Annotated in this window: 25 protein-coding genes; 13 read left to right on the top strand and 12 right to left on the bottom strand. The window is 73.3% G+C overall.

The features are described from left to right. Positions 1–16: 16 nt before the first annotated feature. Complete coding sequence (locus A0J59_RS09690) at positions 17–1,150, top strand: GNAT family N-acetyltransferase (protein ID WP_064316001.1); 1,134 nt, start codon at positions 17–19, stop codon at positions 1,148–1,150. Between the two features lie 87 nt (positions 1,151–1,237). On the opposite strand, the gene A0J59_RS09685 is transcribed toward A0J59_RS09690, so the two are convergent. Next, positions 1,238–2,140, bottom strand: a complete 903-nt coding sequence (locus A0J59_RS09685; RefSeq protein WP_064315973.1) for a neutral zinc metallopeptidase — start codon at positions 2,138–2,140, stop codon at positions 1,238–1,240. Positions 2,141–2,397: 257 nt separating this feature from the next. On the opposite strand from A0J59_RS09685, the gene A0J59_RS09680 reads away from it, so the two are divergent. After that, entirely contained in the window at positions 2,398–3,996 is a 1,599-nt protein-coding gene (locus A0J59_RS09680) for an ABC-F family ATP-binding cassette domain-containing protein (RefSeq protein WP_064315972.1), read from the top strand. A 48-nt stretch (positions 3,997–4,044) separates the two neighbouring features. Here the strand turns inward: A0J59_RS09680 and A0J59_RS09675 are convergent, their stop codons facing one another. From A0J59_RS09675 to A0J59_RS09645, 7 genes are all read right to left on the bottom strand, one after another. Next, entirely contained in the window at positions 4,045–4,665 is a 621-nt protein-coding gene (locus A0J59_RS09675; RefSeq protein ID WP_064315971.1) for a response regulator transcription factor, read from the bottom strand. 8 nt (positions 4,666–4,673) lie between these two features. Beyond that, the gene (locus tag A0J59_RS09670) at positions 4,674–6,005 is read right to left on the bottom strand and encodes a sensor histidine kinase (protein ID WP_082918890.1); all 1,332 of its coding nucleotides are present in this window, start codon (positions 6,003–6,005) and stop codon (positions 4,674–4,676) included. A gap of 32 nt (positions 6,006–6,037) precedes the next feature. Beyond that, the gene (locus A0J59_RS09665; protein ID WP_064315970.1) at positions 6,038–6,802 is read right to left on the bottom strand and encodes an ABC transporter permease; all 765 of its coding nucleotides are present in this window, start codon (positions 6,800–6,802) and stop codon (positions 6,038–6,040) included. Next, positions 6,802–7,737 (bottom strand): ABC transporter ATP-binding protein, encoded by a 936-nt coding sequence (locus tag A0J59_RS09660; protein WP_064315969.1) that lies wholly within the window; start codon positions 7,735–7,737, stop codon positions 6,802–6,804. Before A0J59_RS09660 ends, A0J59_RS09665 begins: the two co-directional genes overlap by 1 nt. 116 nt (positions 7,738–7,853) lie before the next feature. After that, positions 7,854–8,912 carry an SURF1 family protein gene (locus A0J59_RS09655; RefSeq protein ID WP_064315968.1) on the bottom strand — a complete coding sequence of 353 codons (1,059 nt, stop codon included), beginning with the start codon at positions 8,910–8,912 and terminating at the stop codon, positions 7,854–7,856. Beyond that, positions 8,909–9,157, bottom strand: a complete 249-nt coding sequence (locus A0J59_RS09650; RefSeq protein ID WP_064315967.1) for a hypothetical protein — start codon at positions 9,155–9,157, stop codon at positions 8,909–8,911. The genes A0J59_RS09655 and A0J59_RS09650 overlap by 4 nt, the downstream gene beginning before the upstream one ends. Continuing rightward, positions 9,154–9,522: a DUF3099 domain-containing protein gene (locus tag A0J59_RS09645; RefSeq protein ID WP_064315966.1), complete on the bottom strand. Its 369-nt coding sequence runs from the start codon at positions 9,520–9,522 to the stop codon at positions 9,154–9,156. The genes A0J59_RS09650 and A0J59_RS09645 overlap by 4 nt, the downstream gene beginning before the upstream one ends. Before the next feature lie 211 nt (positions 9,523–9,733). Here A0J59_RS09645 and fabG point away from each other — a divergent pair, with 211 nt between their 5' ends. The 3 genes from fabG (at position 9,734) to A0J59_RS09630 (ending at position 11,908) form a co-directional block, all read left to right on the top strand. Further along, positions 9,734–10,459: a 3-oxoacyl-ACP reductase FabG gene (fabG, locus tag A0J59_RS09640; RefSeq protein ID WP_064315965.1), complete on the top strand. Its 726-nt coding sequence runs from the start codon at positions 9,734–9,736 to the stop codon at positions 10,457–10,459. 130 nt (positions 10,460–10,589) lie between these two features. Continuing rightward, the gene (fabI, locus tag A0J59_RS09635) at positions 10,590–11,357 is read left to right on the top strand and encodes an enoyl-ACP reductase FabI (RefSeq protein WP_064315964.1); all 768 of its coding nucleotides are present in this window, start codon (positions 10,590–10,592) and stop codon (positions 11,355–11,357) included. 14 nt (positions 11,358–11,371) lie between these two features. Next, a complete protein-coding gene (locus tag A0J59_RS09630; RefSeq protein WP_047233140.1) occupies positions 11,372–11,908 on the top strand; it encodes a histidine phosphatase family protein in 537 nt (178 codons plus the stop codon). A gap of 75 nt (positions 11,909–11,983) precedes the next feature. Here A0J59_RS09630 and serB read toward each other — a convergent pair whose 3' ends face one another. Further along, complete coding sequence (serB, locus tag A0J59_RS09625) at positions 11,984–12,652, bottom strand: phosphoserine phosphatase SerB (protein ID WP_255365124.1); 669 nt, start codon at positions 12,650–12,652, stop codon at positions 11,984–11,986. Between the two features lie 116 nt (positions 12,653–12,768). Continuing rightward, a complete protein-coding gene (gene glgC / locus A0J59_RS09620) occupies positions 12,769–14,010 on the bottom strand; it encodes a glucose-1-phosphate adenylyltransferase (protein ID WP_047233139.1) in 1,242 nt (413 codons plus the stop codon). 173 nt (positions 14,011–14,183) lie between these two features. On the opposite strand from glgC, the gene glgA reads away from it, so the two are divergent. The 4 genes from glgA (at position 14,184) to A0J59_RS21175 (ending at position 17,575) form a co-directional block, all read left to right on the top strand. Beyond that, positions 14,184–15,395 carry a glycogen synthase gene (glgA, locus tag A0J59_RS09615; protein WP_064315999.1) on the top strand — a complete coding sequence of 404 codons (1,212 nt, stop codon included), beginning with the start codon at positions 14,184–14,186 and terminating at the stop codon, positions 15,393–15,395. Beyond that, positions 15,392–15,874, top strand: a complete 483-nt coding sequence (locus A0J59_RS09610; protein ID WP_064315963.1) for an SRPBCC family protein — start codon at positions 15,392–15,394, stop codon at positions 15,872–15,874. Before glgA ends, A0J59_RS09610 begins: the two co-directional genes overlap by 4 nt. A 190-nt stretch (positions 15,875–16,064) precedes the next feature. Further along, a complete protein-coding gene (locus A0J59_RS09605; RefSeq protein WP_064315962.1) occupies positions 16,065–16,640 on the top strand; it encodes a DUF6318 family protein in 576 nt (191 codons plus the stop codon). Between the two features lie 86 nt (positions 16,641–16,726). Next, positions 16,727–17,575, top strand: coding sequence for a hypothetical protein (locus A0J59_RS21175; protein WP_082918889.1), 849 nt, complete (start codon positions 16,727–16,729; stop codon positions 17,573–17,575). 90 nt (positions 17,576–17,665) lie between these two features. Here the strand turns inward: A0J59_RS21175 and A0J59_RS09595 are convergent, their stop codons facing one another. Both A0J59_RS09595 and A0J59_RS09585 read right to left on the bottom strand, forming a co-directional pair. Further along, positions 17,666–18,133: a hypothetical protein gene (locus tag A0J59_RS09595; protein WP_064315961.1), complete on the bottom strand. Its 468-nt coding sequence runs from the start codon at positions 18,131–18,133 to the stop codon at positions 17,666–17,668. Between the two features lie 273 nt (positions 18,134–18,406). Continuing rightward, the gene (locus A0J59_RS09585; protein WP_255365119.1) at positions 18,407–19,240 is read right to left on the bottom strand and encodes a hypothetical protein; all 834 of its coding nucleotides are present in this window, start codon (positions 19,238–19,240) and stop codon (positions 18,407–18,409) included. A gap of 27 nt (positions 19,241–19,267) precedes the next feature. Between A0J59_RS09585 and A0J59_RS09580 the strand changes: the two genes are divergently transcribed. The 4 genes from A0J59_RS09580 to A0J59_RS21960 all read left to right on the top strand — a co-directional run bounded on the left by A0J59_RS09580 (position 19,268) and on the right by A0J59_RS21960 (position 23,043). Continuing rightward, positions 19,268–20,056: an ABC transporter ATP-binding protein gene (locus A0J59_RS09580; protein WP_047233136.1), complete on the top strand. Its 789-nt coding sequence runs from the start codon at positions 19,268–19,270 to the stop codon at positions 20,054–20,056. 79 nt (positions 20,057–20,135) lie between these two features. Next, complete coding sequence (locus A0J59_RS09575; protein ID WP_308463674.1) at positions 20,136–20,606, top strand: NfeD family protein; 471 nt, start codon at positions 20,136–20,138, stop codon at positions 20,604–20,606. Between the two features lie 64 nt (positions 20,607–20,670). Continuing rightward, a complete protein-coding gene (locus A0J59_RS09570) occupies positions 20,671–21,996 on the top strand; it encodes an SPFH domain-containing protein (RefSeq protein ID WP_047233134.1) in 1,326 nt (441 codons plus the stop codon). Between the two features lie 321 nt (positions 21,997–22,317). Next, positions 22,318–23,043 carry a TetR/AcrR family transcriptional regulator gene (locus tag A0J59_RS21960; protein ID WP_255365118.1) on the top strand — a complete coding sequence of 242 codons (726 nt, stop codon included), beginning with the start codon at positions 22,318–22,320 and terminating at the stop codon, positions 23,041–23,043. The last annotated feature ends 85 nt before the right edge of the window (positions 23,044–23,128 follow it).

Genomic DNA, 23,128 nt, shown 5'->3' with positions numbered 1-23,128 from the left:
ACCTACCGTGGTCGGCATGTCCTCTCCCGCGACCGACCAGGTCGAGAACCCGGCCCCCACGACGCTCGCCCCGATCGCCGAGCGCGCCGCCGCGCCGTCGACCCTCCCGCCGGTGACCGCGGGCGACCTGACCTGGCGCCCCGCCGAGCCGGCCGACGCCCCCGCGCTGCTCGCCCTGCGCAACGGCATCGCCGAGGCGGACCAGGAGCCGTACCGCGAGACGATCGGCGAGATCGAGGAGCTGTTCACCGCGCCGTGGCGCGACCTCGCGGCCGACTCGCTCGTCGGCGTCGACACCGACGGGACGCTGCGCGCGTACGCCCTGGTCGACACCAACCCGGGGGACGCGAACACCGTGCGCGCGTTCCTCTGGGGCGGCGTCCACCCCACCCACCGAGGGCGCGGCGTCGGGCGTGAGCTGTTCGCGTGGGAGATCGCGCGCGGACGCCAGCTCCTCGCGGCGAGCGGCAAGGAGCTGCCCGCGCGTCTGCTCACCTACGGCGAGGACACGGACCCGCCGGCGAAGGCGCGGCTCTACGCGCGGTTCGGGCTCGAGACCCGCCGCTTCTACTCCGACCTGCGTCGCGACCTCTCCACGCCCATCCCCGAGGTGCCGCTCGACGGGTCGCTGCGGCTCGTCCCGTGGTCGGCAGAGCTCGACGAGGCGACCCGCCTCGCGCACAACGACGCGTTCCGCGACCACTGGGGGAGCGAGCCCCGCACCTCCGAGGCGTGGACGCACGGGCGCAGCGAGTTCGCGCCGCAGTGGTCGTTCCTCGTGGTCGACGACGCGCCCGACGTCGACGCGCTGCTCGCGGACCCGACGACGGACCCCGAGACGGCGGCAGCGCTCCGCGCGGGCGAGCCGCTCGTCGTCGGCTACGAGATGGCGGGCCGCTACGACGAGGACTTCCCCGTGCGCGGCTACACGTTCGGCTACACCGAGCTCCTCGGCGTGCGCAGCGCGTACCGGGGACGTCGCGTCGCCGTCGCGGCGCTCGCGGCCGGGATGCGCGCCTTCGCCGCCGACGGCATGCAGTACGCCGCGCTCGACGTCGACACCGAGAACCCGTCCGGCGCGCACGGCCTCTACGCGAGCCTGGGCTACGAGAAGGTCACCGGCTCGCGGATGTACTCGATCGAGCTGTGACGACGGCCGCGAGATCAACCTGCACGTCCGAGATCGACCCCGGGAGGGCCGATCTCGTGGCGGCCGGGTCGATCTCGGCGGGAGCGGTCAGAGCGTCGCGGCGGAGAGCGCGTTGCAGTCCTGGAGGGTGCCGCCGTTGTAGCCGATGGTGAACCAGCGCTGGCGCTGCTCGCTCGAGCCGTGGGTCCAGCCCTCGGGGTTCACCTGGCCGGTGGCGGCCTCCTGGATGCGGTCGTCGCCGACGGCGGACGCGGCGGACAGCGCATCGTTCAGCTCCTGGTCCGTGATCGGTGCGAGGAACGTCACGCCGGTGTCCGGGTCGACGGTGCTCGCGGCGTGGCCGGCCCACATGCCGGCGAGGCAGTCGGCCATGAGCTCGATGCGGACGGAGTCGGACTCGGGGCCCGTGCCCTGGCGGTCCGCCGCGTCCATCGCACCGACGAGCTGCTCGATGTGGTGCCCGAACTCGTGCGCCACGACGTACATCTCCGCGAGGCCGCCGTCGTTCGCGCCGAACCGGCTCGTGAGGTCGTCGTAGAAACCGAGGTCGATGTAGACGGTCTGGTCGGGCGGGCAGTAGAACGGCCCGACGGCGCTGGTCGCCGCGCCGCAGCCCGTCGAGACCTGCCCGGTGAAGCTCACGACCTCCGGGATCGCGTACTGGACGCCCGCCTGCTGCGGGAGCGCCTCGGCCCAGTAGGCGTCGAGAGACTGGACCGTGCCGTTGAGGCGGCACTCGCGCGTCGTGTTCGCCTCCTCGGCCGTGCACGTGTCGATGTACTCCTGCTGGCCCTCGCCGTACGCGCCCGAGTCGGACCCGTCGCCACCCGTGAGCGCGCTGAGGTCGACACCGGTCTGGTTGCCCACGAACGCGATGAGCAGAGCGACCAGCACGGCCCCGATCCCGCCGCCCGCGATCATCGTGCCGCGCCGACCGCCGCCCTTGCGGACGCGTCCGCCCTCGAACGAGCCACCCTCCTGGAAAGTCACAGGTCAACGCTACCGCCGGGCCGCGCACCAGGCGTCCTGGTGGGGTGTCCGACCGCCGCGCGAGCGCGATCCCGGTGTCGAGCAGCCGCCTCGCACGTCCCCCCGGCGGAATGGGGTGGGACGCGACGCCGGGCGCCCGTAGAATCGACGAGGCCCGGACGCCGGGGCGCACGCACCCGGCCCCACGACGAGCCGCCGGCCGACCGGCCGGGAGAGGGCCGTCGTCGGGCACCCGCACCACCCGAGAGGACCCTCCCGTGATCACCGCTCACGGCGTCGAGCTGCGCGTCGGCGCCCGCGTCCTGCTGCACGAGGCGACCTTCCAGATCGCCTCGGGCGACCGGATCGGTCTCGTCGGGCGCAACGGCGCCGGCAAGACGACCCTGACCAAGACGCTCGCGGGGGAGACCCAGCCGACGGCGGGGAAGATCACGCGCGGCAACGACATCGGCTACCTGCCGCAGGACCCGCGCACGGGCGACCTCGACGTCATCGCGATGGACCGGGTGCTCTCGGCCCGCAGCCTCGACAAGATCGTGCGCCAGATGCGCGAGACCGAGGGCGCGATGGCGAGCGCCGACGTGGAGACGCACGAGGCCGCCATGGAGCGGTACCCGAAGCTCGAGGCGCGCTTCCTCGCCGCCGGCGGGTACGCCGCCGAGAGCGAGGCGCACCGCATCACCAGCAACCTCGGCCTCGACGACCGCGTGCTCGGCCAGCCGCTGGGCACGCTGTCCGGTGGTCAGCGCCGCCGCATCGAGCTCGCGCGCATCCTGTTCTCCGGGGTCGAGACGCTGCTCCTCGACGAGCCGACGAACCACCTCGACGCGGACTCGATCATCTGGCTGCGCGACTACCTCAAGTCGTACAGCGGCGGGTTCGTCGTGATCTCCCACGACGTCGAGCTGCTGCGGGCGACCGTGAACAAGGTGTTCCACCTGGACGCGAACCGCGGCGAGCTCGACCAGTACAACCTCGGTTGGGACGCCTACCTCGCGCAGCGCGAGTCGGACGAGCGCCGCCGCCGTCGCGAGCGGCAGAACGCCGAGAAGAAGGCGGGCGCGCTGCTCGCCCAGGGCGAGAAGATGCGCGCCAAGGCGACCAAGGCCGTCGCCGCGCAGCAGATGATGCGCCGCGCCGAGAAGATGCTCGCGGGCATCGAGGGTGAGCGCCAGAGCGACAAGGTCGCCAAGCTGCGGTTCCCCAAGCCCGCGCCGTGCGGGCGCACGCCGCTCACCGCGAGCGGGCTGTCCAAGGCGTACGGGTCGCAGGAGGTCTTCGCGGGCGTCGACCTCGCGATCGACCGGGGGAGCCGCGTCGTCGTCCTGGGCCTCAACGGCGCGGGCAAGACGACGCTCCTGCGCATCCTCGGCGGCGTCGAGGAGCCGGACACGGGCGAGGTGCACCCCGGGCACGGCCTGAAGATCGGCTACTACGCCCAGGAGCACGACACGCTCGACATGGACGCGACGGTCGTCGAGAACCTGCGCCACGCCGCGCCCGACCTCACCGACACCCAGGTGCGCTCCGTGCTCGGGTCGTTCCTGTTCTCCGGCGACGACGCGGAGAAGCCGACGAACGTGCTCTCCGGCGGGGAGAAGACGCGCCTCGCGCTCGCGACGCTCGTCGTCTCGGCCGCGAACGTGCTGCTCCTCGACGAGCCGACGAACAACCTCGACCCCGCGTCGCGCGCCGAGATCCTCGGGGCGCTCAAGACGTACGAGGGCGCGGTCGTCATGGTCACGCACGACGACGGCGCGGTCGAGGCGCTCGAGCCCGAGCGCGTCCTGCTGCTTCCCGACGGTGACGAGGACCTGTGGAGCGACGAGTACGCGGAGCTCGTCTCGCTCGCCTGAGGCGCCCGCCGGAGAACGTCCTGCCCACGCGCGACGGGCGGCGCGGCGTCAGGTGAGGAGGCGCCGCCGGTAGCCCTCGGCCACCGCCGAGGCGCGGTCGCGGACGCCGAGCTTGTCGTAGACGTGCTGCAGGTGGGTCTTGATGCTCGCCTCGCCGATGAACAGCGCGGCGGCGGCCTCGCGGTTCGAGCAGCCGTTCGCCACGAGCTGGAGCACCTGCTTCTCCCGGTCGGTCAGCGAGCCGGCGCCGGGCCTGCGCACCTGTCCCATCAGGTGCTGGGTCACCGACGGCGCGAGCACCGACTCCCCCCGCCCGGCGGCGCGGACGGCCCGGATCAGGTCGTCGGGCAGCGCGTCCTTCAGGAGGTAGCCGATCGCGCCCGCCTCGATCGCCGGGAGGACGTCGCTCTCGCCGTCGAAGGTGGTCAGGACCAGCACCCGCGCGTCCGGGACCTGCTCGCGCAGGGCCGCCGTCGCCGCGACCCCGTCCGTCCCGGGCATGCGCAGGTCCATGAGCACGACGTCCGCCGCGAGCGACCGCGCACGGTCGACCCCCTCGGCGCCGTCGCCGGCCTCGCCGACGACGACGATGTCCTCGACGTCCGCGAAGGTGTCGCGCAGGCCTCCCCGCACGATCGGGTGGTCGTCGACGATCACGAGTCGAAGCATCGGCCGGTCTACTCCTTCTCCGTCATTCCCCCGGGGGTGATCGCCGGGACGCGAGCGCTCACGGAGGTTCCCTCGCCGGGCGCGCTCTGCACCTCGAGGTGACCGCCGACCCCTCTGATCCGCTGGCGCATGCTCGTCAGGCCGAAGCCGGTGCCGACCCCTGCGGCGAACCCGCGCCCATCATCCCGCACGTCCAGCAGCACCTCGGCGCCTGCGTACGACAGCGTGACCCCGACGCGCGAGGCCTCCGCGTGCTTCGCCACGTTGGTCAGGGACTCCTGCACGACCCGGAAGAGCGAGACCTCGATCGCCGGGCTCAGCGGCTCCCGGACCCCGGTGATCTCGACGTGAGCGCGGACGTCGTGGTCGTGCGACCAGCGCTCGGTCAGGGTGCGTAGCGCGTCGGGAAGGTGCGCGCGCCCGAGCTCCTGGGGTCCGAGCGCCTGCACGGACCGTCGGGCCTCCGCCAGGCTGCTGCGCGCGAGCCGGAGCGCCCGCGCGACGTGGGCGTCGGTTTCGCCCGGCGCGTGCGCGGAGCGTTCCGCGGCCTGGAGCTGCGTGATGATGCCCGCCAGGCCCTGGGCCAGGGTGTCGTGGATCTCGCGGGCCAGGCGCTGCCGCTCCTCCTGGGCGCCGGACTCCCGGGCCTGGACGACGAGCTGGGCATGGAGCCCGGCGTTCTCGTGCAGCGCGGCCTCGAGCCGCTCGACCAGCTCCTCGCGCTTGCGTTCCGCCGACTCGCTGCGCGCCGCCAGCAGGATGCCCGCACCGATCGCCGCCGTCTGCACGACGACGACCAGCACGAGCTCGGCGAGCAGCTCCGGTGTCGGGTCGGCCCACACGCTCGTCGCCGAGCCGTTGAGGGCCACGGAGGTGACGAGGACGCCGAGCACGCCGAGCGGCCAGGGCGTGAGCAGGTACGCGTGGAAGAATCCCGCGACGGTGAAGACGAGGAAGATCTCGGAGTAGGTCATGAGGGTGACGCACAGCACCAGCAGGCCGACGAAGTAGATGCCGGCCGGGACGGGCCGCAGCGTCCCCCTCCGCAGGGGAAGCGTGTGCCCGCACAGCACCCACAGCGCCGAGACCGCGACCAGCCCGAGGACCGAGGCGCCCTCGGGCCAGAAGCGTTCACCGGAGGCCGGGAGCACCCCCGCGAAGTAGATCGCGGTCGAGACCGTCAGGAGCAGCCACGGGGTGAACAGCTGCAGGAGGTCCCAGACCCGGAGCTGGTCCGCCTTCCAGGCCCGCGTCGTGGCGTCCGAGGACGGCGCACCCTCGGCGACGGCGGGTCCGCGCACCCCGGCGGTCGGGCGCTCGACGGCCCCGGCGTCCTGCATGGTCGACTCCTGTTCCGGTCCGGCTCCCGGTCCTACTCCCAGCGGAAGAGCTTCGCGGCGACCGCGCCCGCGACCAGCGCGATGCCCGCCATTATGGCCATCTGCAGCCAGAACGGCTGCCCGCCGGCCGTGGCGGTGAGCGCGCCCGCGTCGGCGGACCACGCCGTGGTCAGGGCCTGCAGCCCCGGTGGGACCACGTCGCCGACCGCGCGCAGCAGGTCGGGCATGAGGACGCGGGGCAGGAACGCCCCGCCGAAGAACATCAGCGCGACGAACAGGAGGGTGCCGACCTGGTTCGCCGCGCTGCTCGTGCGGACCACCGCCGCGAAGACCAGGCCGACCCCGAGCAGCGCCGCGTACCCGACGACGAACGCGACGAGGAACTCCAGGGGTCGCTCCGGCGGGGCGATGCCCAGGACCGCCCACGCGGCGAGGACCAGGAGCGCCGCGGAGACCACCACGGAGGCGAACGCGACGATCACCTGCGCGAGCAGGACGCTCCGCGGGTGCGCGGGGGTGGTCGACAGCCGGCGCAGGATGCCGCGCTCCCGGTACGTCGCGATGACCGCCGGGACGTGCTGCACCGCGATCATCACCATCCCGAACACCAGCGCGGTCGGAGCCCAGACGTCGAGGGGCCGGAGACCGCCGGTCTCCGGCGTCGGTTCCCTGAGCGCCGGGATCGTGCCGAGGCCGAGCAGGAGCGCCGTCGGGAACAGCACGCCGAAGACGACGGTCGTGGAGTCCCGGAGGAAGAGCCGCGTCTCGACCCGGACCAGCTTCCGGAGCGCGGGCATCAGCCGGCCCTCCGCGCGGAGGCGTCCCCGGACCCTGGGGGTCGCCCCGTCAGGGCGACGAACGCGTCGTCGAGGGTGCGCTGGTCGACGCGCAGGTCCTCCGCCACGACGTGCGCCCGGGCGAGAGCCCCGGCGACGCTGCTCAGGAGCTGCCCGCGGCCCGTGACCCGCCAGCGGTCCGCGGTATTCTCGACGTCGGTCACCTCGGGAAGCCCGGTCAGGACGCTCCTGTCCAGCGGCTGGCTCACGCGGAACCGGACCTGCTGCGCCGCGTTCGCCTGCGCGACCAGGCCGGCGGGCGTGTCCACCGCCGCGACCCGCCCACCGCTGACGACGGCGATCCGGTCGCAGAGGCGCTCGGCCTCGTCCATGAAGTGCGTGACGAGGACGATCGTGACGCCCGTGTCCCGGACGCGCTCGACGAGGCTCCAGGTGTCGCGCCTCGCCTGCGGGTCCAGTCCCGTCGTGAGCTCGTCGAGGATCGCGACCCTCGGGCCTCCGACGAGCGCGAGCGCGATCGACAGCCGCTGCTTCTGCCCGCCGGACAGGGCCTTGTACCGCGTGTCGCGCTTCTCGGTGAGGACGAGGAGCTCCATGAGCTCGCGCCAGTCGACGGGGTCCCGGTAGAACGAGCCGTAGAGGTCGAGCGCCTCGGAGACCGTGATCGCGTCGGGGAAGCTGCTCTCCTGAAGCTGCACGCCCAGCCGCTCCCGCACCTCGGCACGGTCCGTCGTCGGGTCGAGACCCAGCACCGAGATAGACCCGGAGTCGGGCGTGCGCAGGCCGGCGACGCACTCCACGGTCGTCGTCTTCCCGGCGCCGTTCGGCCCGATGATGCCGAAGATCTCGCCGTCCTCGACGGTCAGGGACACGTCGTCGACGACGACGCGGTGCCCGTAGCGTTTGTGCAGGTTGCGGACTTCCAGAGCGGTCATGCGGCGACGCTACGGTCGCCGGTCACCGGGCCACATCGACCGTCTCGGCGCCGCCGAGGTGGACGTGCGCCTCCACCGTTCGGTGGACCCGCGACCCTGGCGGCGCGCGAGTACGGCTACCGCAGCGGCGGGCGCTCGCGCTGCAGGTCGCGCTCGGAGCTCGTCTCGTCGGCCCGACCGGTCGGCGGCCCGGGGTGCGAGCCCAGCTGGGCGTCGATGAGGGCGTCCTCCTCGTCCTCGGCGCTCGGCCGGCGGGACCGCGGCTCACGGCGCGCCCGGGCGGCATCCGGGTCCTGGGCGGCGAGCAGGTCGCCCGCGGTGAGCGTCGTCTCCTCGCCGCGCGCGTCGCGCCGGTCACGGCGGACCAGGAGCCAGAAGCCGGCGACCGCGCCGATCGCGAACACCGCCCACTGGAACGCGTACGACAGGTGCGACCCGGGGTCGGTGTCGGGCTTGGGCAGGGCCTCGAGCGGCTCGTCGGCCGGCGGCACCTCCGTGCGGAGCTGCCCGTACGCGCCGACCGTCCGGCCCTCGGCCCAGGTGGCGCCGTCGGGCCCGGCAGTGAGCACCTGGTCGGTGGAGATCGCCTGGACCTGCCCGTCGGGAGCGTCGCGGCCCGACGGCGGCTCGTCGCCCCGGAGCGTCACGGTCGCCTCGACCTCGCCCCCCGGGGGCGCCGGGACGTCGCCCGGCGTGACGGCGTCGCTGCCGAGCGGGACGAAACCGCGGTCGACGACCACGACGAGACCGTCGGGCGCGGAGGACGTGGGGTTCGTCACGAACGGGACGAGCACGTGGAAGCCGGGGCTGCCGCCCACGGGGCGGTTGCGCAGGAGCACGGTCGCGTCGGTCTCGTAGCGGCCGACGAGCGTCACGGGGCGCCAGAGGTCGTCCTCGTCCAGCGTGGCACCGGGACGGTCCAGGACCGCGTCGACCGGGACGGGCTCGGACGCGTAGTTCGTCTCGATGCGCTCGATCTCCGCCTCGCGCGCGACGTAGCGGTTCCACTGCCAGCGTCCCGCCACGAGGCACAGCGCGACGAGGACGAGGACCCCGACCGCGAGGGTGACCCACTGCCGCGGCGTGCGCGGCTGGTGCGCGTCCGCGGTGGCGCGCTCCGGCGTCGGGCCTGTTGGGGCGCCCGGCGCCGGGCTCGACGGCGCGGTCTGCGTCACGGGGCCGCCCGGCGCTCGAGCTCGTCGACGGGCACAGTCGAGCGCCAGAACGAGCGGGCGCCGAGGAACGTCTCCAGGTGCTCGCGGTGCGCGTCGCACGCGAGCCAGACCTTGCGTCGCTCGGGCGTGTGGATCTTGGGGTTGTTCCACAGCAGGCCCCAGACGGCCGCCTCGCGGCAGCCCTTGGCGCTGCACACCAGCTCCTCCTCGCCGACGGGGTCGGCGAGGCCCAGGACGTCGGTCACCGGTGGTCCTCCTCGTGGTCCTGCGGGTCGGGCGACTCTCCGCCGGCGATCCCGTGGGATCCCGGCACCCCGGCGGCGGGCAGCGCGCGGTGCTCCATCGGCGAGGTGTCGTACTGGGCCTGGTCGCGGCCGGCGTTCGCGATGAGCACCGCGCTGTACGGCAGGACGATCGCCGCGGCGGCGAACACCCAGGTCAACCAGCTCGGGGCGACGAGGATCGCGGCCACGAAGCAGACGATGCGGATCCCCATCTGGATGAGGTACTTGCGCTCCCGGCGCGCCTGGTCCGCGGCGAGCGGTTCCGGTGCCGACGTGATGCTCGGGACCGTCTCGGCCGACCTGCGGGCCGTGCGACGTGTGCTCACGCGTCCAGTCTACGTTTGTCGGGACCCCACAAAGTGTGGGGGAGCGCTGTGACCCTGCCGCACCGCGCACGGCGGCCTCGGTGCAGGGTACGGTCGGTGCGGCGCGATCGCGCGGCTCCGTCACGAGCCCCGAACGGGCCTACCCGGCACCGGCCGTGCGGGACCCGTCCCCGGCCCGCCGACCGACCCGACCGTCCCGAGGAGCCGCACCGTGTCCGAAGCCCCCGCACCCGCCCCGCGCACCGTCGTCGTCACCGGCGCGAACCGGGGGATCGGCCGTGCGATCGCCGAGCGGTTCGTCGCGAACGGCGACCGCGTCGCGACCGTCTACCGCGGCGGCGACCTGCCCGAGGGCGTGTTCGGCGCCGTGGCGGACATCACCGACACCGCCGCGGTCGACGCCGCGTTCACCGAGATCGAGAACGAGCTCGGGCCGGTCGAGGTGCTCGTCGCGAACGCGGGCGTGACGCACGACCAGCTCCTGCTGCGCATGACCGACGAGGACTTCGAGTCCGTGATCGACGTCAACCTGACCGGCACGTTCCGCTGCGTGCGTCGGGTGAGCAAGGGCATGATCCGCCTGCGCCGCGGCCGCATCGTGCTCGTGTCGTCCGTGATCGGCCTCTACGGGGGCGCCGGCCAGGTCAACTACGCGTCCTCCAAGGCCGCGCTCGTCGGCATGGCGCGCTCGATCACGCGCGAGCTCGGGTCGCGCAACATCACGGCGAACGTCGTGGCGCCCGGGTTCATCGACACCGCGATGACCGCCGAGCTCCCCGAGGAGCGCCAGGCCGCGTACAAGGCCGCGATCCCCGCCGGGCGCTTCGCGCAGGCCGACGAGGTCGCCGGTGTCGTGCAGTTCCTCGCGTCCGACGACGCCGCGTACGTCACCGGGGCCGTCATCCCCGTGGACGGCGGCCTCGGCATGGGTCACTGAGCGGACCTGCGACACGGCCCGCACGTGGGCCTCGTCACGGGCACGGTCATCGGCGCGCCCGCGCCCCCTCTCTTTCAGTACGCTCAGCCTCAGCGCGCCCGCACGGCGGGTGCACGACGGAAGGAAACCGATGGGTCTGCTCGACCGCAAGAAGCTCCTGATCACCGGAGTGCTCACCGACTCCTCGATCGCGTTCCACGCGGCGCGTCTCGCGCAGGAGGAGGGGGCCGAGGTCGTGCTCTCCTCGTTCGGCCGCCAGATGAAGCTCACGCAGGCCTTCGCCAAGCGCCTGCCCGTCGAGGCGCCCGTCGTGCAGCTCGACGTGACGAACGACGACGACCTCGCCGGCCTGGCCGACGCCCTCCGCGAGCACACGGACCGCCTCGACGGCGTCGTGCACTCGATCGGCTTCGCCCCGCAGAGCGTCATGGGCGGCAACTTCCTCTCCGGCACCTGGGAGGACGTGGCCACCGCGCTCCAGGTCTCGACGTTCTCCTACAAGTCGCTCGCGGTCGCCGCGAAGCCGCTCATGACCGACGGCGGGGCCGTCGTGGGTCTCACGTTCGACGCGCAGTTCGCGTGGCCGGTCTACGACTGGATGGGCGTGGCGAAGGCCGGCCTCGAGTCCGCGAACCGTTACCTCGCGCGCGACCTCGGCCCGGACGGCATCCGTGCCAACCTCGTCTCCGCGGGCCCGATCCGCACGACGGCCGCCAAGTCCATCCCCGGCTTCGAGCAGATGGAGGACGGCTGGCCCAAGCGCGCGCCCCTCGGCTGGGACCAGACGACGGCGGAGCCCGCCGCGCGCGCGGTCGTGGCGCTCCTGTCCGACTGGTTCCCGGCGACGACCGGTGAGATCGTGCACGTCGACGGCGGCGTGCACGCCATGGGGCAGTGACTCAGGAGGAGCGCATGGGCGCGGAGACCACCGACGGCGGCGTGCGCCGTCTCGTCCTCCTGCGCCACGCGAAGGCGGAACCCGGCGGCGGGAGCGTCGACGACGTGCTGCGCCCCCTCGCCCTCAACGGCCGCCGGCAGGCGGTGCGCGTCGGCGGCGCGCTGCGCGAGACGGGGCTCGTCCCCGAGCGCGTGCTGTGCTCGTCGGCGCTCCGCACGCGTCAGACCTGGGAGCTCCTGTCCGCGCACCTGGGCGACGTCGACCCCGACGTCGTCGTGAGCGACGACCTCTACGCGGCCGACGTGACCGACGTGCTGGACCTCGTCCGGTCGACGGACTCGCGCGTGCGCACGCTGCTCGTCGTCGGGCACGAGCCCACGATGGCGGCGACGGCGTCGCACCTGGCCGACCCGTCCTCCGACGGCGGGGCGCTCGCCCAGGTGCGCGTCGGCGTGCCGACCGCGACGTACTCCGTCCTGGAGTCCGCGACGGCCTGGGACTCCTGGGTGCCTCGCGGGGCCCTGCTCACCTACGTGGGTCGCCCGTCCTGACGGTCCCGTCCTGCTCGTGACACGAGAGAGCCCTGGTCCGTGCGGACCAGGGCTCTCTCGCGTGCGGGGCGCGCCTCAGCGGGTGGCGTCCACCCGGTCGACGACGTCGAGGACGGCGTCGATGCGCGGCCCGTCGACGCCGTAGGGCGCCTGGGCCCGGACGACCGGCTTCGCGGCGAACGCGACGCCGATGCCCGCGGCGCCGATCATGTCGAGGTCGTTCGCGCCGTCGCCCACGGCGATCGTCGCGCTCATCGGCAGGCCGAGCTCGGCCGCGAACTCGCGCAACGCGACCTCCTTCGCGGCGCGATCCACCACCGGGCCCGTCGTGCGACCGGTGAGCCGGCCGTCGGAGACCTCGAGCCGGTTCGCGCGGAAGCGGGTGATCCCCAGCTCGGCCGCGAGGTCCGCGACGATCTCCTCGAAGCCGCCCGACACGAGACCGACCTCCCACCCGCGGCGGTGCGCCTCGGCGACGAGCTCGCGCACGCCCGGCGTGAACGTCGCGCGCGCCCGGACGTCGGCGAACGCCTCGACGGGCACGCCGGCGAGGGTCGCGACGCGCTCGCGCAGCGAGGCGCCGAAGTCGATCTCGCCGCGCATCGCGCGCTCGGTCACCTCGGTGACCTCGGCGCGCGTGCCCGCGTGGTCGGCGAGGAGCTCGATGACCTCCTGCTCGATGAGCGTCGAGTCCACGTCCATGACGAGGAGCCGGACGGGGCCGCTCGGGGGGTCGGGGGTCACGCGGGGGCTCCTCGCGGTGTCGGTCTCGTCGGTGCCCGGGCCGGGCACCTCGGCGGGCGCGTCGACGGGCAGCGCGACGCGGACGGCGTCGGGCACGACGCCGGCGGGGAGGGGCGTCACTCGACGACCGTCCCCTTGGGGACGACCGTGATGCCGGACTCGGTGACCGTGAACCCGCGGGCACGGTCCTGCTCGGGATCGAGGCCGATGCGTGCCTGCTCGCCCACGACGACGTTCTTGTCGATGATCGCGCGGTGGACCTGGGCGTGGCGGTGCACCTGCACGCCGTCCATGAGCACGGAGTCGGACACGGACGACCACGAGTGCAGGTAGGTGCCGGGGGAGAGGACCGAGCCGACCGCCGTCGCGCCCGAGATGATCACGCCGGGGGAGACGATCGAGTCCGCGGCGTGCCCGAGGCGGCCGCGGCCCGCGTGCACGAACTTCGCGGGCGGCAGGCCCGTGTAGCCCGTGTGCAGCGGCCACTCCTCGTTGTAGAGGTTGAAGACCGGCGTGACGGCGATGAGGTCCTTGTTCGCGTCGTAGTACGAGTCGATCGTCCCCACGTCGCGCCAGTAGTCGCGGTCGCGGTCCGTCGAGCCCGGGACGTCGTTGCGGATGAAGTCGTAGACCGCGGCCGTGCCCTTCTCGACGAACGCGGGCACGATGTCGCCGCCCATGTCGTGGCGCGAGTCCGCGTTCGCCGCGTCCGACGTCACGGCGTCGATGAGCGCGTCGGTGTCGATGACGTAGTTGCCCATCGACGCGAGCACCTCGTCGGGCGAGTCCGCGAGGCCGACCGGGTCCTTGGGCTTCTCGCGGAACGCCGCGATCTTCGTCGGGTCCTTCGGGTCGGTCTCGATGACGCCGAACTGGTCCGCCATGGAGATCGGCTGGCGGATGCCCGCGACGGTGAGCTGCGCGCCCGACTCGACGTGCGCGTCGACCATCTGGGAGAAGTCCATGCGGTACACGTGGTCGGCGCCGACCACGACGACGATGTCCGGCCGCTCGTCGTCGATGATGTTGAGGCACTGGTAGATCGCGTCGGCGCTGCCGAGGTACCAGTGCTTGCCGACGCGCTGCTGCGCGGGCACCGGGGCCACGTAGTTGCCGAGGAGCGACGACATGCGCCACGTCTTGGTGATGTGACGGTCGAGGCTGTGCGACTTGTACTGCGTGAGCACGATGATGTGCAGGTAGTGCGAGTTCACGAGGTTGGACAGCGCGAAGTCCACCAGGCGGTAGATGCCTCCGAACGGCACCGCGGGCTTGGCCCGCGAGGCGGTCAGCGGCATGAGGCGCTTGCCCTCGCCCCCGGCGAGGACGATGGCGAGGACTCGTGGTGCGGCGGCCATGCCCAGACCGTAGCCCCTCGGGGCGGTGCCACGCAGCAGGGAGCCGCATCCTGGGCGCGGCGCGTCCGCGCGCTCGCTCGTGGCGTCGGCGCGCGCCCTCGCGCCCGCAGCGAGACGGGCCCGCCGACGGTCATCGCGGGACCGCGGCGGGCGACTCGGCTACGGTGTGGCGCGTGAGAGTGGACCTGCTGACCCGTGAGTACCCGCCGCACGTCTACGGCGGCGCCGGCGTGCACGTCGCCGAGCTGTCCGCGGTCCTGCGCCGCCACGTCGACGTGCGCGTGCGCTGCTTCGACGGCCCGCGCGGCGAGGACGGCGTGACCGGCTACTCCGTCCCGGGCGTGCTCTCGGGGGCGAACGCCGCGCTCGGCACGTTCGGCGTCGACCTCCAGATGGCCGACGACGTCGCGGGCGCCGACCTCGTCCACTCCCACACCTGGTACGCCAACCTCGGCGGCCACCTGGCCGGGCTGCTGCACGGCGTCCCGCACGTGCTGTCCGCGCACTCGCTCGAGCCGCTGCGACCGTGGAAGGCCGAGCAGCTCGGCGGCGGGTACGCGCTGTCCTCCTGGGCCGAGCGCACCGCGTACGAGGGCGCGGCCGGGATCGTCGCCGTGTCGGGCGGGATGCGCGACGACATCCTGCGGGTCTACCCCCAGGTCGACCCGGCGAAGGTCCACGTGGTGCACAACGGCATCGACCTCGACGGCTGGCGGCGCCCCGAGCCGGGGACGCAGACCGACGTCGCCGCGCGGGTCGTGCGCGACCTCGGGATCGACCCCGACCGCCCCGCGGTCGTGTTCGTCGGCCGGATCACGCGGCAGAAGGGCCTGCCCTACCTGCTGCGCGCGGCGCGCTCGCTGCCCGACGACGTCCAGCTCGTGCTGTGCGCCGGCGCACCCGACACGCCGGAGATCGCCGCCGAGGTGAGCGGCGCCGTCGCCGAGCTCCAGGCCGAGCGCAGCGGCGTCGTCTGGATCGAGCAGATGCTCCCGCGCGCCGAGCTCGTCGCCGTGCTCGCCGCGTCCACGGTGTTCGTGTGCCCGTCCGTGTACGAGCCGCTCGGCATCGTCAACCTCGAGGCCATGGCCGTCGGCCTGCCCGTTGTCGGGACCGCGACCGGCGGCATCCCGGAGGTCGTCGACGACGGCGTCACCGGCCTCCTCGTGCCCATCGACCAGGCGGACGACGGCACTGGCACCCCGCTCGACGCCGACCGGTTCGTCGCGGACCTCGCGACCGCGCTGACCCAGGTCGTGAGCGACCCCGAGCGCGCCGCCGCGATGGGCCGCGCCGCTCGGCAGCGCGTCGAGGACCACTTCGCGTGGGACGCGATCGGGGACCGCACCCTCGAGGTCTACCGGACGGTGCTGGGGCAGTCGTGACCGCCGCGGGATCCGGCCGGGTCGACGAGGCGTCGCGCCTCGTCGCCGCCGCGCCCAGCGACGTCTACCAGGCCTTCGTCGACCGGGACGCGCTCGTCGCGTGGCTCCCTCCCGAGGGCATGACCGGCCGCTTCGAGCGGTTCGACCTGCGCCCCGGCGGTAGCTACCGCATGGTCCTCGCCTACGACGACCCGCACGCCGATCCTGGCAAGACGGGCGAGGGGACGGACGTCGTGGACGTCGCGATCGTCGACCTCGTGCCCGGCCGGAGCGTCGTGCAGGAGGTCGACTTCCCGTCCGACGACCCGGCGTTCGCCGGGACCATGACGATGACCTGGACCGTCGAGCCCGCTGGGGACGGGGCGCGCGTCACCGTCCGCGCCACGGGCGTGCCGTCGGGCATCTCGCCGGAGGACCACGCCGCCGGCATGGCGTCGTCGCTCGCGCACCTCGACGCGTACGTGACGTCGCGCTCCTGAGCCGCGCCGGGGCGTGCGGCGGGTTGTCCACAAGGCAGGACGTGCGGGTTTCGCCCGGCGCGCGGTTTCGCTAGGTTGCTGGCAGCCCGCACGCCTCATGGCCGTGGCGTGCGGTGGTTCGCATCGATCTGCAGGGGGTCTCGTGCGTCGTTCTCGTGTGCTGTCCCGTGCCCGACGGCGGTCGCTCGCCGTGGGTGCCGTCGTCGCCCTGGGGTGGGTGGTCGCCGGGTGCACCGGGGGCGGCGATCCCGGTCCGTCGCCGACGGTCGAGGAGCCGGTCGTGGCCTCGCCGTCGGAGACGCCCGAGCCCACGCCGACCGAGACCGGCCCGGTGAAGCCGGAACGTCCCGCGGCGATGGAGCGTGACGACGCCGAGGGCGCAGCGGCAGCGGCGGAGTACTTCCTCGAGCTGTACCCGTACGTCATGGCGACCGGCGACACCACCGAGTGGGAAGCCATGTCTCATCCCACTTGCCAATCGTGCGCGGACTTTGTCGCTCAGGCCAGGACGATCAAACAACGTGGAGACAGATTCGCAGGCGGGGGCGTTGAGGCCACCGTCGAAAGGCCGGAGCTCTACGCTCGCGACGAAGCAACTGGGATCTTCCCCCTTGACGTCACCCTGAATCAGGCGGAATTCGCAATCTTGAGTCCTGAAGGCGAGGAAATTCACGCCGGGGAGGACCAGAGCGTTGTACGGCGTGTCGAGATGGGCAGGAACGACAAAGCGTGGGTCGTCGTCGCGATCGCTGAGCTAGACCAGTGATTCGCCATCGAGTTCGCGCCCATGCCGCGCTGACCGTGGCACTAGCAGTGGGACTCGCATCGGTCCCAAATGCGGTTAGTCATGCAGTGCGGTATGCGTCCGACCCCGGTTACGGAGGCATCGTCGGCCAGTCCAAGGGTGATTCGATCAATATCGAAGCGGAACGCGCGACGCGGGGTGGTGGCACGTTTGAGGCCGGTGACGGGACCGGAGGCCCGGCGACGGAGCGATACTTCCGCTCGACGCAGAGATTGTGCGACCTGTTCGACGGGCTGGACGACCCGACGTCTGATCTCTCGCAGGGCTGCGCAGACTCCCAAAGGCTCGTGGAGGGAGAGCAACTCGAGTGCGAGACAGACTCGTTCTATCTCGGCGCTCTGTACCGTCAGACCCGTGAGATCGGCGCCGACGGTACGCCGGGTGCGTGGTCTGCGACCGGCGAGCCCATCGCGGACCAGTCGTGCGTCACCCCCGCCGACTTGGCCGACGAAGCCGCCCGCGCGCTTGCGACATTGACGATCGCGCCGTCCCCGGTGATCGTGCAGCCCCCGGACGGGTGGACCCTGGTCAACGTCCCCACCATCACCTACACGCAGCCCACCGAGCAGACGCTGGAAACGACGCTTCTCGGCATCGCGGTCCAGATCCGCGCTACTCCGCGCTCGTTCACCTGGGACTACGGCGACGGCACCGCCCCGCTCACCACGACCGACCCGGGAGCGGCCTACCCCCACCACACCGTCGCGCACACGTACGACCAGCCCGCCGACCAGGTCCAGATCGCGCTCACCACGACCTGGTCAGGGCAGTTCCGTATCACCGGCACCCCCACCTGGACCGACGTCACCGGCACCGCCACCACCACCAGCACCGCCGACCCCCTGCGCGTCTACGAAGCCCGATCCCGCCTCGTCACCGACAACCTGCCCGACTGACGCGGCCAACCACCCGGGGCCGGACCAACCGCAGAAGGCCCGGACAGCCGATCGTCTTCGGCGCCCAGCAGCAGATCCGCTACCGCGCCCTCAGAGCAGGTCGTTCTCCGCCTCTTCGATGAGGCTGCTCCACCATGAGTCCGGCCCGGTCGCGGTGCGATCGATCGCGTGGAGCCGCTTGCGGAGCTTCCTCAGCCGTGTGCGGTGAGAGAGCCCTTTGCCTGCCGGGAGGACGCGAGGTCGAACCTGCCCCTCCCGGAAAGCACGAAGACGCTCCGCGGCCTGCCCAGCCGTCATCGTCACCGGTGTCGGGGCAGGCGGCCCGGAGCTCAGATACTCCGCGAAGGCCTCGAGGAAGCCCTCGGTGGCCCTCCGGTCGCGGTTGAGCGGTGAACGTTCGCCTGTTGCGACGTCCCACACCGATGTCGTCCCGTCGCTGTCCTCCATGACCAGGAACTCTCCATCGTGGACGCTGCCGATCTCGCGAGTCCCGGAAACGACGTCCGCTCCCGCTGTCGCCGGGTACAGGTGGATACCGAACAGATGCTCCTCGCGCACGCCCTCAATCTATCGGGATGGACCGCAACACCTTCGGCCCCGCAGCGCCACCTTGATCAACGCACCCGAGGTCGATGCGCGCGTCGTCCTCTCTCCTGCCATCGCCACCCACCTCCCGCAGCCCGACGTCCACCTCCGCGTGAGGCGCCCCGGCGACCGGCAGGCGGGACGCCTCGTGCCTGAGCACGGCACCCCTCGCGAGATCGACCCCAGCGTTCGAGATCGACCCTCAGAAGGTCGATCTCACGACGCACGGGTCGATCTCGCGGAGCGTCAGGAAGCGATCCAGAGGGTGGCGGCGCCGACGGCGTGGCGGGAGGCGCGGTCGACCTCGCGCAGGGCGGTGGAGCGCTGGTCGGCCTGCCAGAGGTTGACGGACCCGCCGTCGTCGGCGGTGGCGAGGTCGACGATGGCGCGCAGACGGACGGCCTGGGTCAGCACCTGGACGGCGCGCGGCGGCACGGTCGCGGGGAGCTGCCAGGCCGGGGCGCCGCCCGCGCGCAGGTCGGCGATGGCGCCCGCGGCGTCGTCGCGCCAGCGCGCGACGTCGAGCTCGTCGAGGGCGCGGGTCGCGAGGAGCAGGGCGGTGCGCAGGTCGCGCTCGGCCTCGGCGAGCGTGCCGAGGGCGCCGAGCACGCGCGTGCTCCAGGGCCCGACCGAGGACACGTGCCAGGTGACGAGGTGACCGGGCTCGAGGTCGCTGCCGAACTCGGTGACCTCGGGCACGAGCGCCCACGACCCGGAGGACGTGGTGACGACGACGCACTCGCCGGCGTCGGTCGCGCGCGCCGCGGCCTCCGGCGGGACGCCGGCGACGTCGCCGGGGACCGGGGCGAGCGCCACGACCTCGCGTGCGTCGCCGGCCCAGGCGCCGGCCAGGTCCTCCAGCCGGAGGTCGCCCAGGGCCCCGGACGCGACGTGCGGCTCGTCGTCGCGCTGCACCGCGCGGAGCAGGCGGGCCAGACCGTCGTCGTCGCCGAGGCGTACCGCGCGCAGCCAGAGCGCGAGGAGCGCGCTGCGGGGGAGGGCGCCGGCGCTCGAGGCGGAGCCGGGTCCGGGACCGGGACCGGAGGCGTCGTGCGGACCTTCGGACGAGTGTGAGACCACGACGGCCAACCTATAGGGTCGGTGACCATGAGCGCGGTTCTCGACCTGAAGGGCGTCACCGTCCGACGTCACCCCAAGACCATCCTCGATGCGGTGGACTGGCAGGTGAACGAGGGCGAGCGGTGGGTCGTGCTGGGCCGCAACGGCGCGGGCAAGACGACGCTCCTCCAGGTCGCGTCCGCGCGGATGCACCCCACGGCGGGCACCGCCGACATCCTCGGCGAGCGGCTGGGCCGCGTCGACGTCTTCGAGCTCCGGCCGCGCATCGGGCTCGCGTCCGCAGCGCTCGCGGAGCAGATCCCCGGCGACGAGACGGTGCGCGACGTCGTCCTGACGGCCGCGTACGGCGTCACGGGCCGCTGGCGCGAGGAGTACGAGGAGTTCGACGCGGAGCGCGCGAGCGACCTGCTCGCCGCGTTCGGCGTCGACCACCTGGCGGACCGCCTGTTCGGCACCCTCTCGGAGGGCGAGCGCAAGCGCACCCAGATCGCGCGCTCGCTCATGACCGACCCCGAGCTCCTGCTCCTCGACGAGCCGGCCGCGGGCCTGGACCTCGGCGGGCGCGAGGAGCTGGTCGGCGCGCTGTCCGAGCTCGCGGGCGACCCCGCGTCGCCCGTGCTCGTGCTCGTCACGCACCACGTCGAGGAGATCCCGCCGGGGTTCACGCACCTGCTCCTCCTCAAGGATGGGGTGGTGCACAGTGCCGGCCCGGTCGAGGAGGTTCTCACGGCCGAGAACCTCAGCGACGCGTTCGGCATGCCGCTCCTCGTCGCGCACGGTGGCGGGCGCTGGATGGCGCGCGCCGCGCGGGTGTGACGCACCCGTCGTCGACCAGGTACGTCGGGATGCGTGCACCGCGGGCGGAAATTCGGTAAAGTACACGTAAAGCGCGCACGTGGGAACGGGGGTCGAGATGGACTGGCTGTGGTGGGTCGGAGCGGCGCTGCTCCTCGGTCTCGTGGAGATCATCTCGCTCGACCTCGTGCTCATCATGCTGGCCGGCGGCTCGCTCGCCGCGGCGGGCGTGAACGCGGCCGGAGGGCCGCTCTGGCTCCAGATCGTCACGTTCGCGGTCGTGAGCGTCATCCTGCTGCTCACGCTGCGTCCGTGGCTGCTGCGGCACCTGCGCTCCAGGGTCCCGCTCACCGAGACGAACGTCGCCGCTCACGTCGGCCGGACGGCGCTCGCGGTCGACCGCGTGAGCGAGTTCGGCGGTCGCGTGAAGCTCGTCGGCGAGGTCTGGACCGCGCGGACCGAGCCGGACGCCCCCCAGATCCCCGTGGGGACGGAGGTGCGCGTCGTCCGGATCGACGGCGCGACGGCCGTCGTCGCGCCGCTGCCCGCGCAGCACCCGACCGGGTCGTGACCGACCGGCACGACCCGCACGCGCCGCCGGGCGACCGGTCGCGCCGACGACCAGGAGGTAGTCGATGAACGACCCCAGTCCCGGAACGATCCTCGCGTACGTCGTCCTCGCGCTGATCCTGATCTTCGTGATCGTCGCGCTCGTCAAGGCGGTGCGCATCGTGCCGCAGGCGGTCGCGATCATCGTCGAGCGCCTGGGCCGGTACTCGCGCACGCTCGAGCCGGGCCTGCACCTGCTGGTGCCGTTCATCGACCGCGTGCGCGCCTCGGTCGACCTGCGCGAGCAGGTCGTGTCGTTCCCGCCGCAGCCCGTGATCACGTCGGACAACCTCGTGGTCAGCATCGACACGGTGATCTACTTCCAGGTCACGGAGCCCAAGTCGGCGGTCTACGAGATCGCGAACTACATCACCGCGATCGAGCAGCTCACCGTCACGACGCTCCGCAACGTCATCGGCTCGATGGACCTCGAGCAGACGCTCACGAGCCGTGACCAGATCAACGGCCAGCTCCGCGGCGTCCTCGACGAGGCGACCGGTCGCTGGGGCATCCGTGTCAACCGCGTCGAGCTCAAGTCGATCGACCCGCCGCCCAGCGTGCAGGGCTCGATGGAGCAGCAGATGCGCGCCGAGCGTGACCGCCGAGCCGCCATCCTCACCGCCGAGGGCGTCAAGCAGTCGCAGATCCTCACGGCCGAGGGTGAGAAGCAGGCGGCGATCCTCCGGGCCGAGGGTGACGCGCAGTCGAAGATCCTCACCGCGGAGGGCGAGGCGCGCGCGATCCTCCAGGTGTTCGACGCCATCCACGAGGGCGACGCCGACCCCAAGCTGCTCGCGTACCAGTACCTCCAGATGCTCCCGCAGATCGCGAACGGCAGCGCCAGCAAGCTGTGGGTCGTGCCGACGGAGTTCACGGCCGCGCTCGGGTCCATCGCCAAGGGCTTCGGCGGCGTGCCGGGGATCGACGGCGGGGGCGTGCCGGGCGCGACGCCCGCCCAGGACGCGGAGGCGGCCGAGGCGAGCGCCGAGGCGCGCCGCGAGCGGGAGCGCGACCGCGTGAAGTTCGGCGTGCCGTCGCTCACCGACCCGTCGGAGGCGCTGGCGGAGGCGCGGCGGCAGGCCGAGGCGGCCACCGCCGACGCGACGAGCGCGGGGACGCGGTCCGGCCTCCCGTTCGACCCGCAGACGGAGCGCGGTCAGCACCCGGGCGGCTCCGGCGAGCACCGCGCGGGCCCGCCGGAGCCGGGTGCCGCGACGCCGCGCCCGCTGGGCGGAGCTTCGCAGTACGCGCCGCCCCCGCAGCCGATCGTGGAGGACGCTCCGGCGACGGACGAGCCGCCCGCCGACGAGCCGCCCGCGGGCGGACCGCCGTCGTTCCCGCCGCGCCACTGACGGACCGCAGCACCGACGGATCGCGGTACCGCGTCCGCGACCCGCAGTGCAGCCCGGCTGGGACGCACGACGCAGCCTCCGCACCCACCCGGGTGCGGGGGCTTCGTCGTGCGCGGCCAGTTCCGCAGCGCCCGGCCCTCCCGGTCCGTTGGACCCTGAGGGGCGCCACGCTCCCACAGGCCGCGAGCGGTTCGCCGTGAGCGGACGAGGTTGAGAGTGAGTGCTCACTCAGTTAGCGTCGAGGTCGTGGCACCGGTCTCCCTCCCGTCCGACGCACCGCCCGAGGCGGCGCCCGACGCGCCTTCCGAGGCAGCGCCCGGCGTGCCTGCCCCTGAGCGCACGCGCGCCCGTCCGCTGTCGCGCGAGGAGCGTCGCGACGCGATCGCAGCCGCGACGATCCCGTTGCTCGTCGAGCACGGCGCCGCCGTGACGACGCGCCAGATCGCCGACGCCGCGGGCGTCGCGGAGGGCACGCTGTTCCGCGCGTTCGCGGACAAGGACGAGATCCTGCACGCCGCCGTCGTGCGCTCGCTCGACCCGGCGCCCGCGGTCGCGGCGATCGGCCTGCTCCCGGACGACGACGGTCTGCGCCCGCTCGTGGTGAGCATCGTCGAGTTCCTGCTCGAGGCGCAGCGCGTCGGCATGCGGATCTTCGCCGCCGCGCACCAGGTGCTCGACCCGCACCGTCACTCCGCAGGGCGCGCGGCCGGCCCGAACGGGGACGCGGTGCCCGACCGCGCGACCGCGGACCGCGCCGAGGCGGTACGCCGCATGCGGGCCGGGGACGGCCCGGACGCCCGCCGGGCGGGCTTCGACGCGCGCGAGCGCTCCGCGCGCGAGATCGTCGGCGCGATCGAGCGCAAGCTCTCCGCTCACGGCGCGGAGCTGCGCGTAGAACCCGGGCTCGCGGCCCGCGCCGTGTTCTCCCTCGTCTTCGGAAACGCCTTGCCGCACCTCTCGGGCGGTGACAGGCTCGACGCCGTGCAGCTCGCCGACCTGATCCTGGGTGGCATCGGAGCGGACGTCACGACCGACCCCTCGCCCTGACGGGTCTCGCCACCGCGCCCCGCGGCAGCCCTCGCCCGGCTCCGTCCCCGGTCCGAGCCCCTGACGCACCTGGAGCGTCCACGGC

It is taken from the genome of Cellulosimicrobium sp. I38E, from assembly GCF_001647255.1.
In the GTDB taxonomy this organism is placed as follows: domain Bacteria; phylum Actinomycetota; class Actinomycetes; order Actinomycetales; family Cellulomonadaceae; genus Cellulosimicrobium; species Cellulosimicrobium cellulans_E.
Note: the sequence above shows the minus strand (reverse complement) of the source record. Positions and strands in the feature narration are given on the sequence as shown.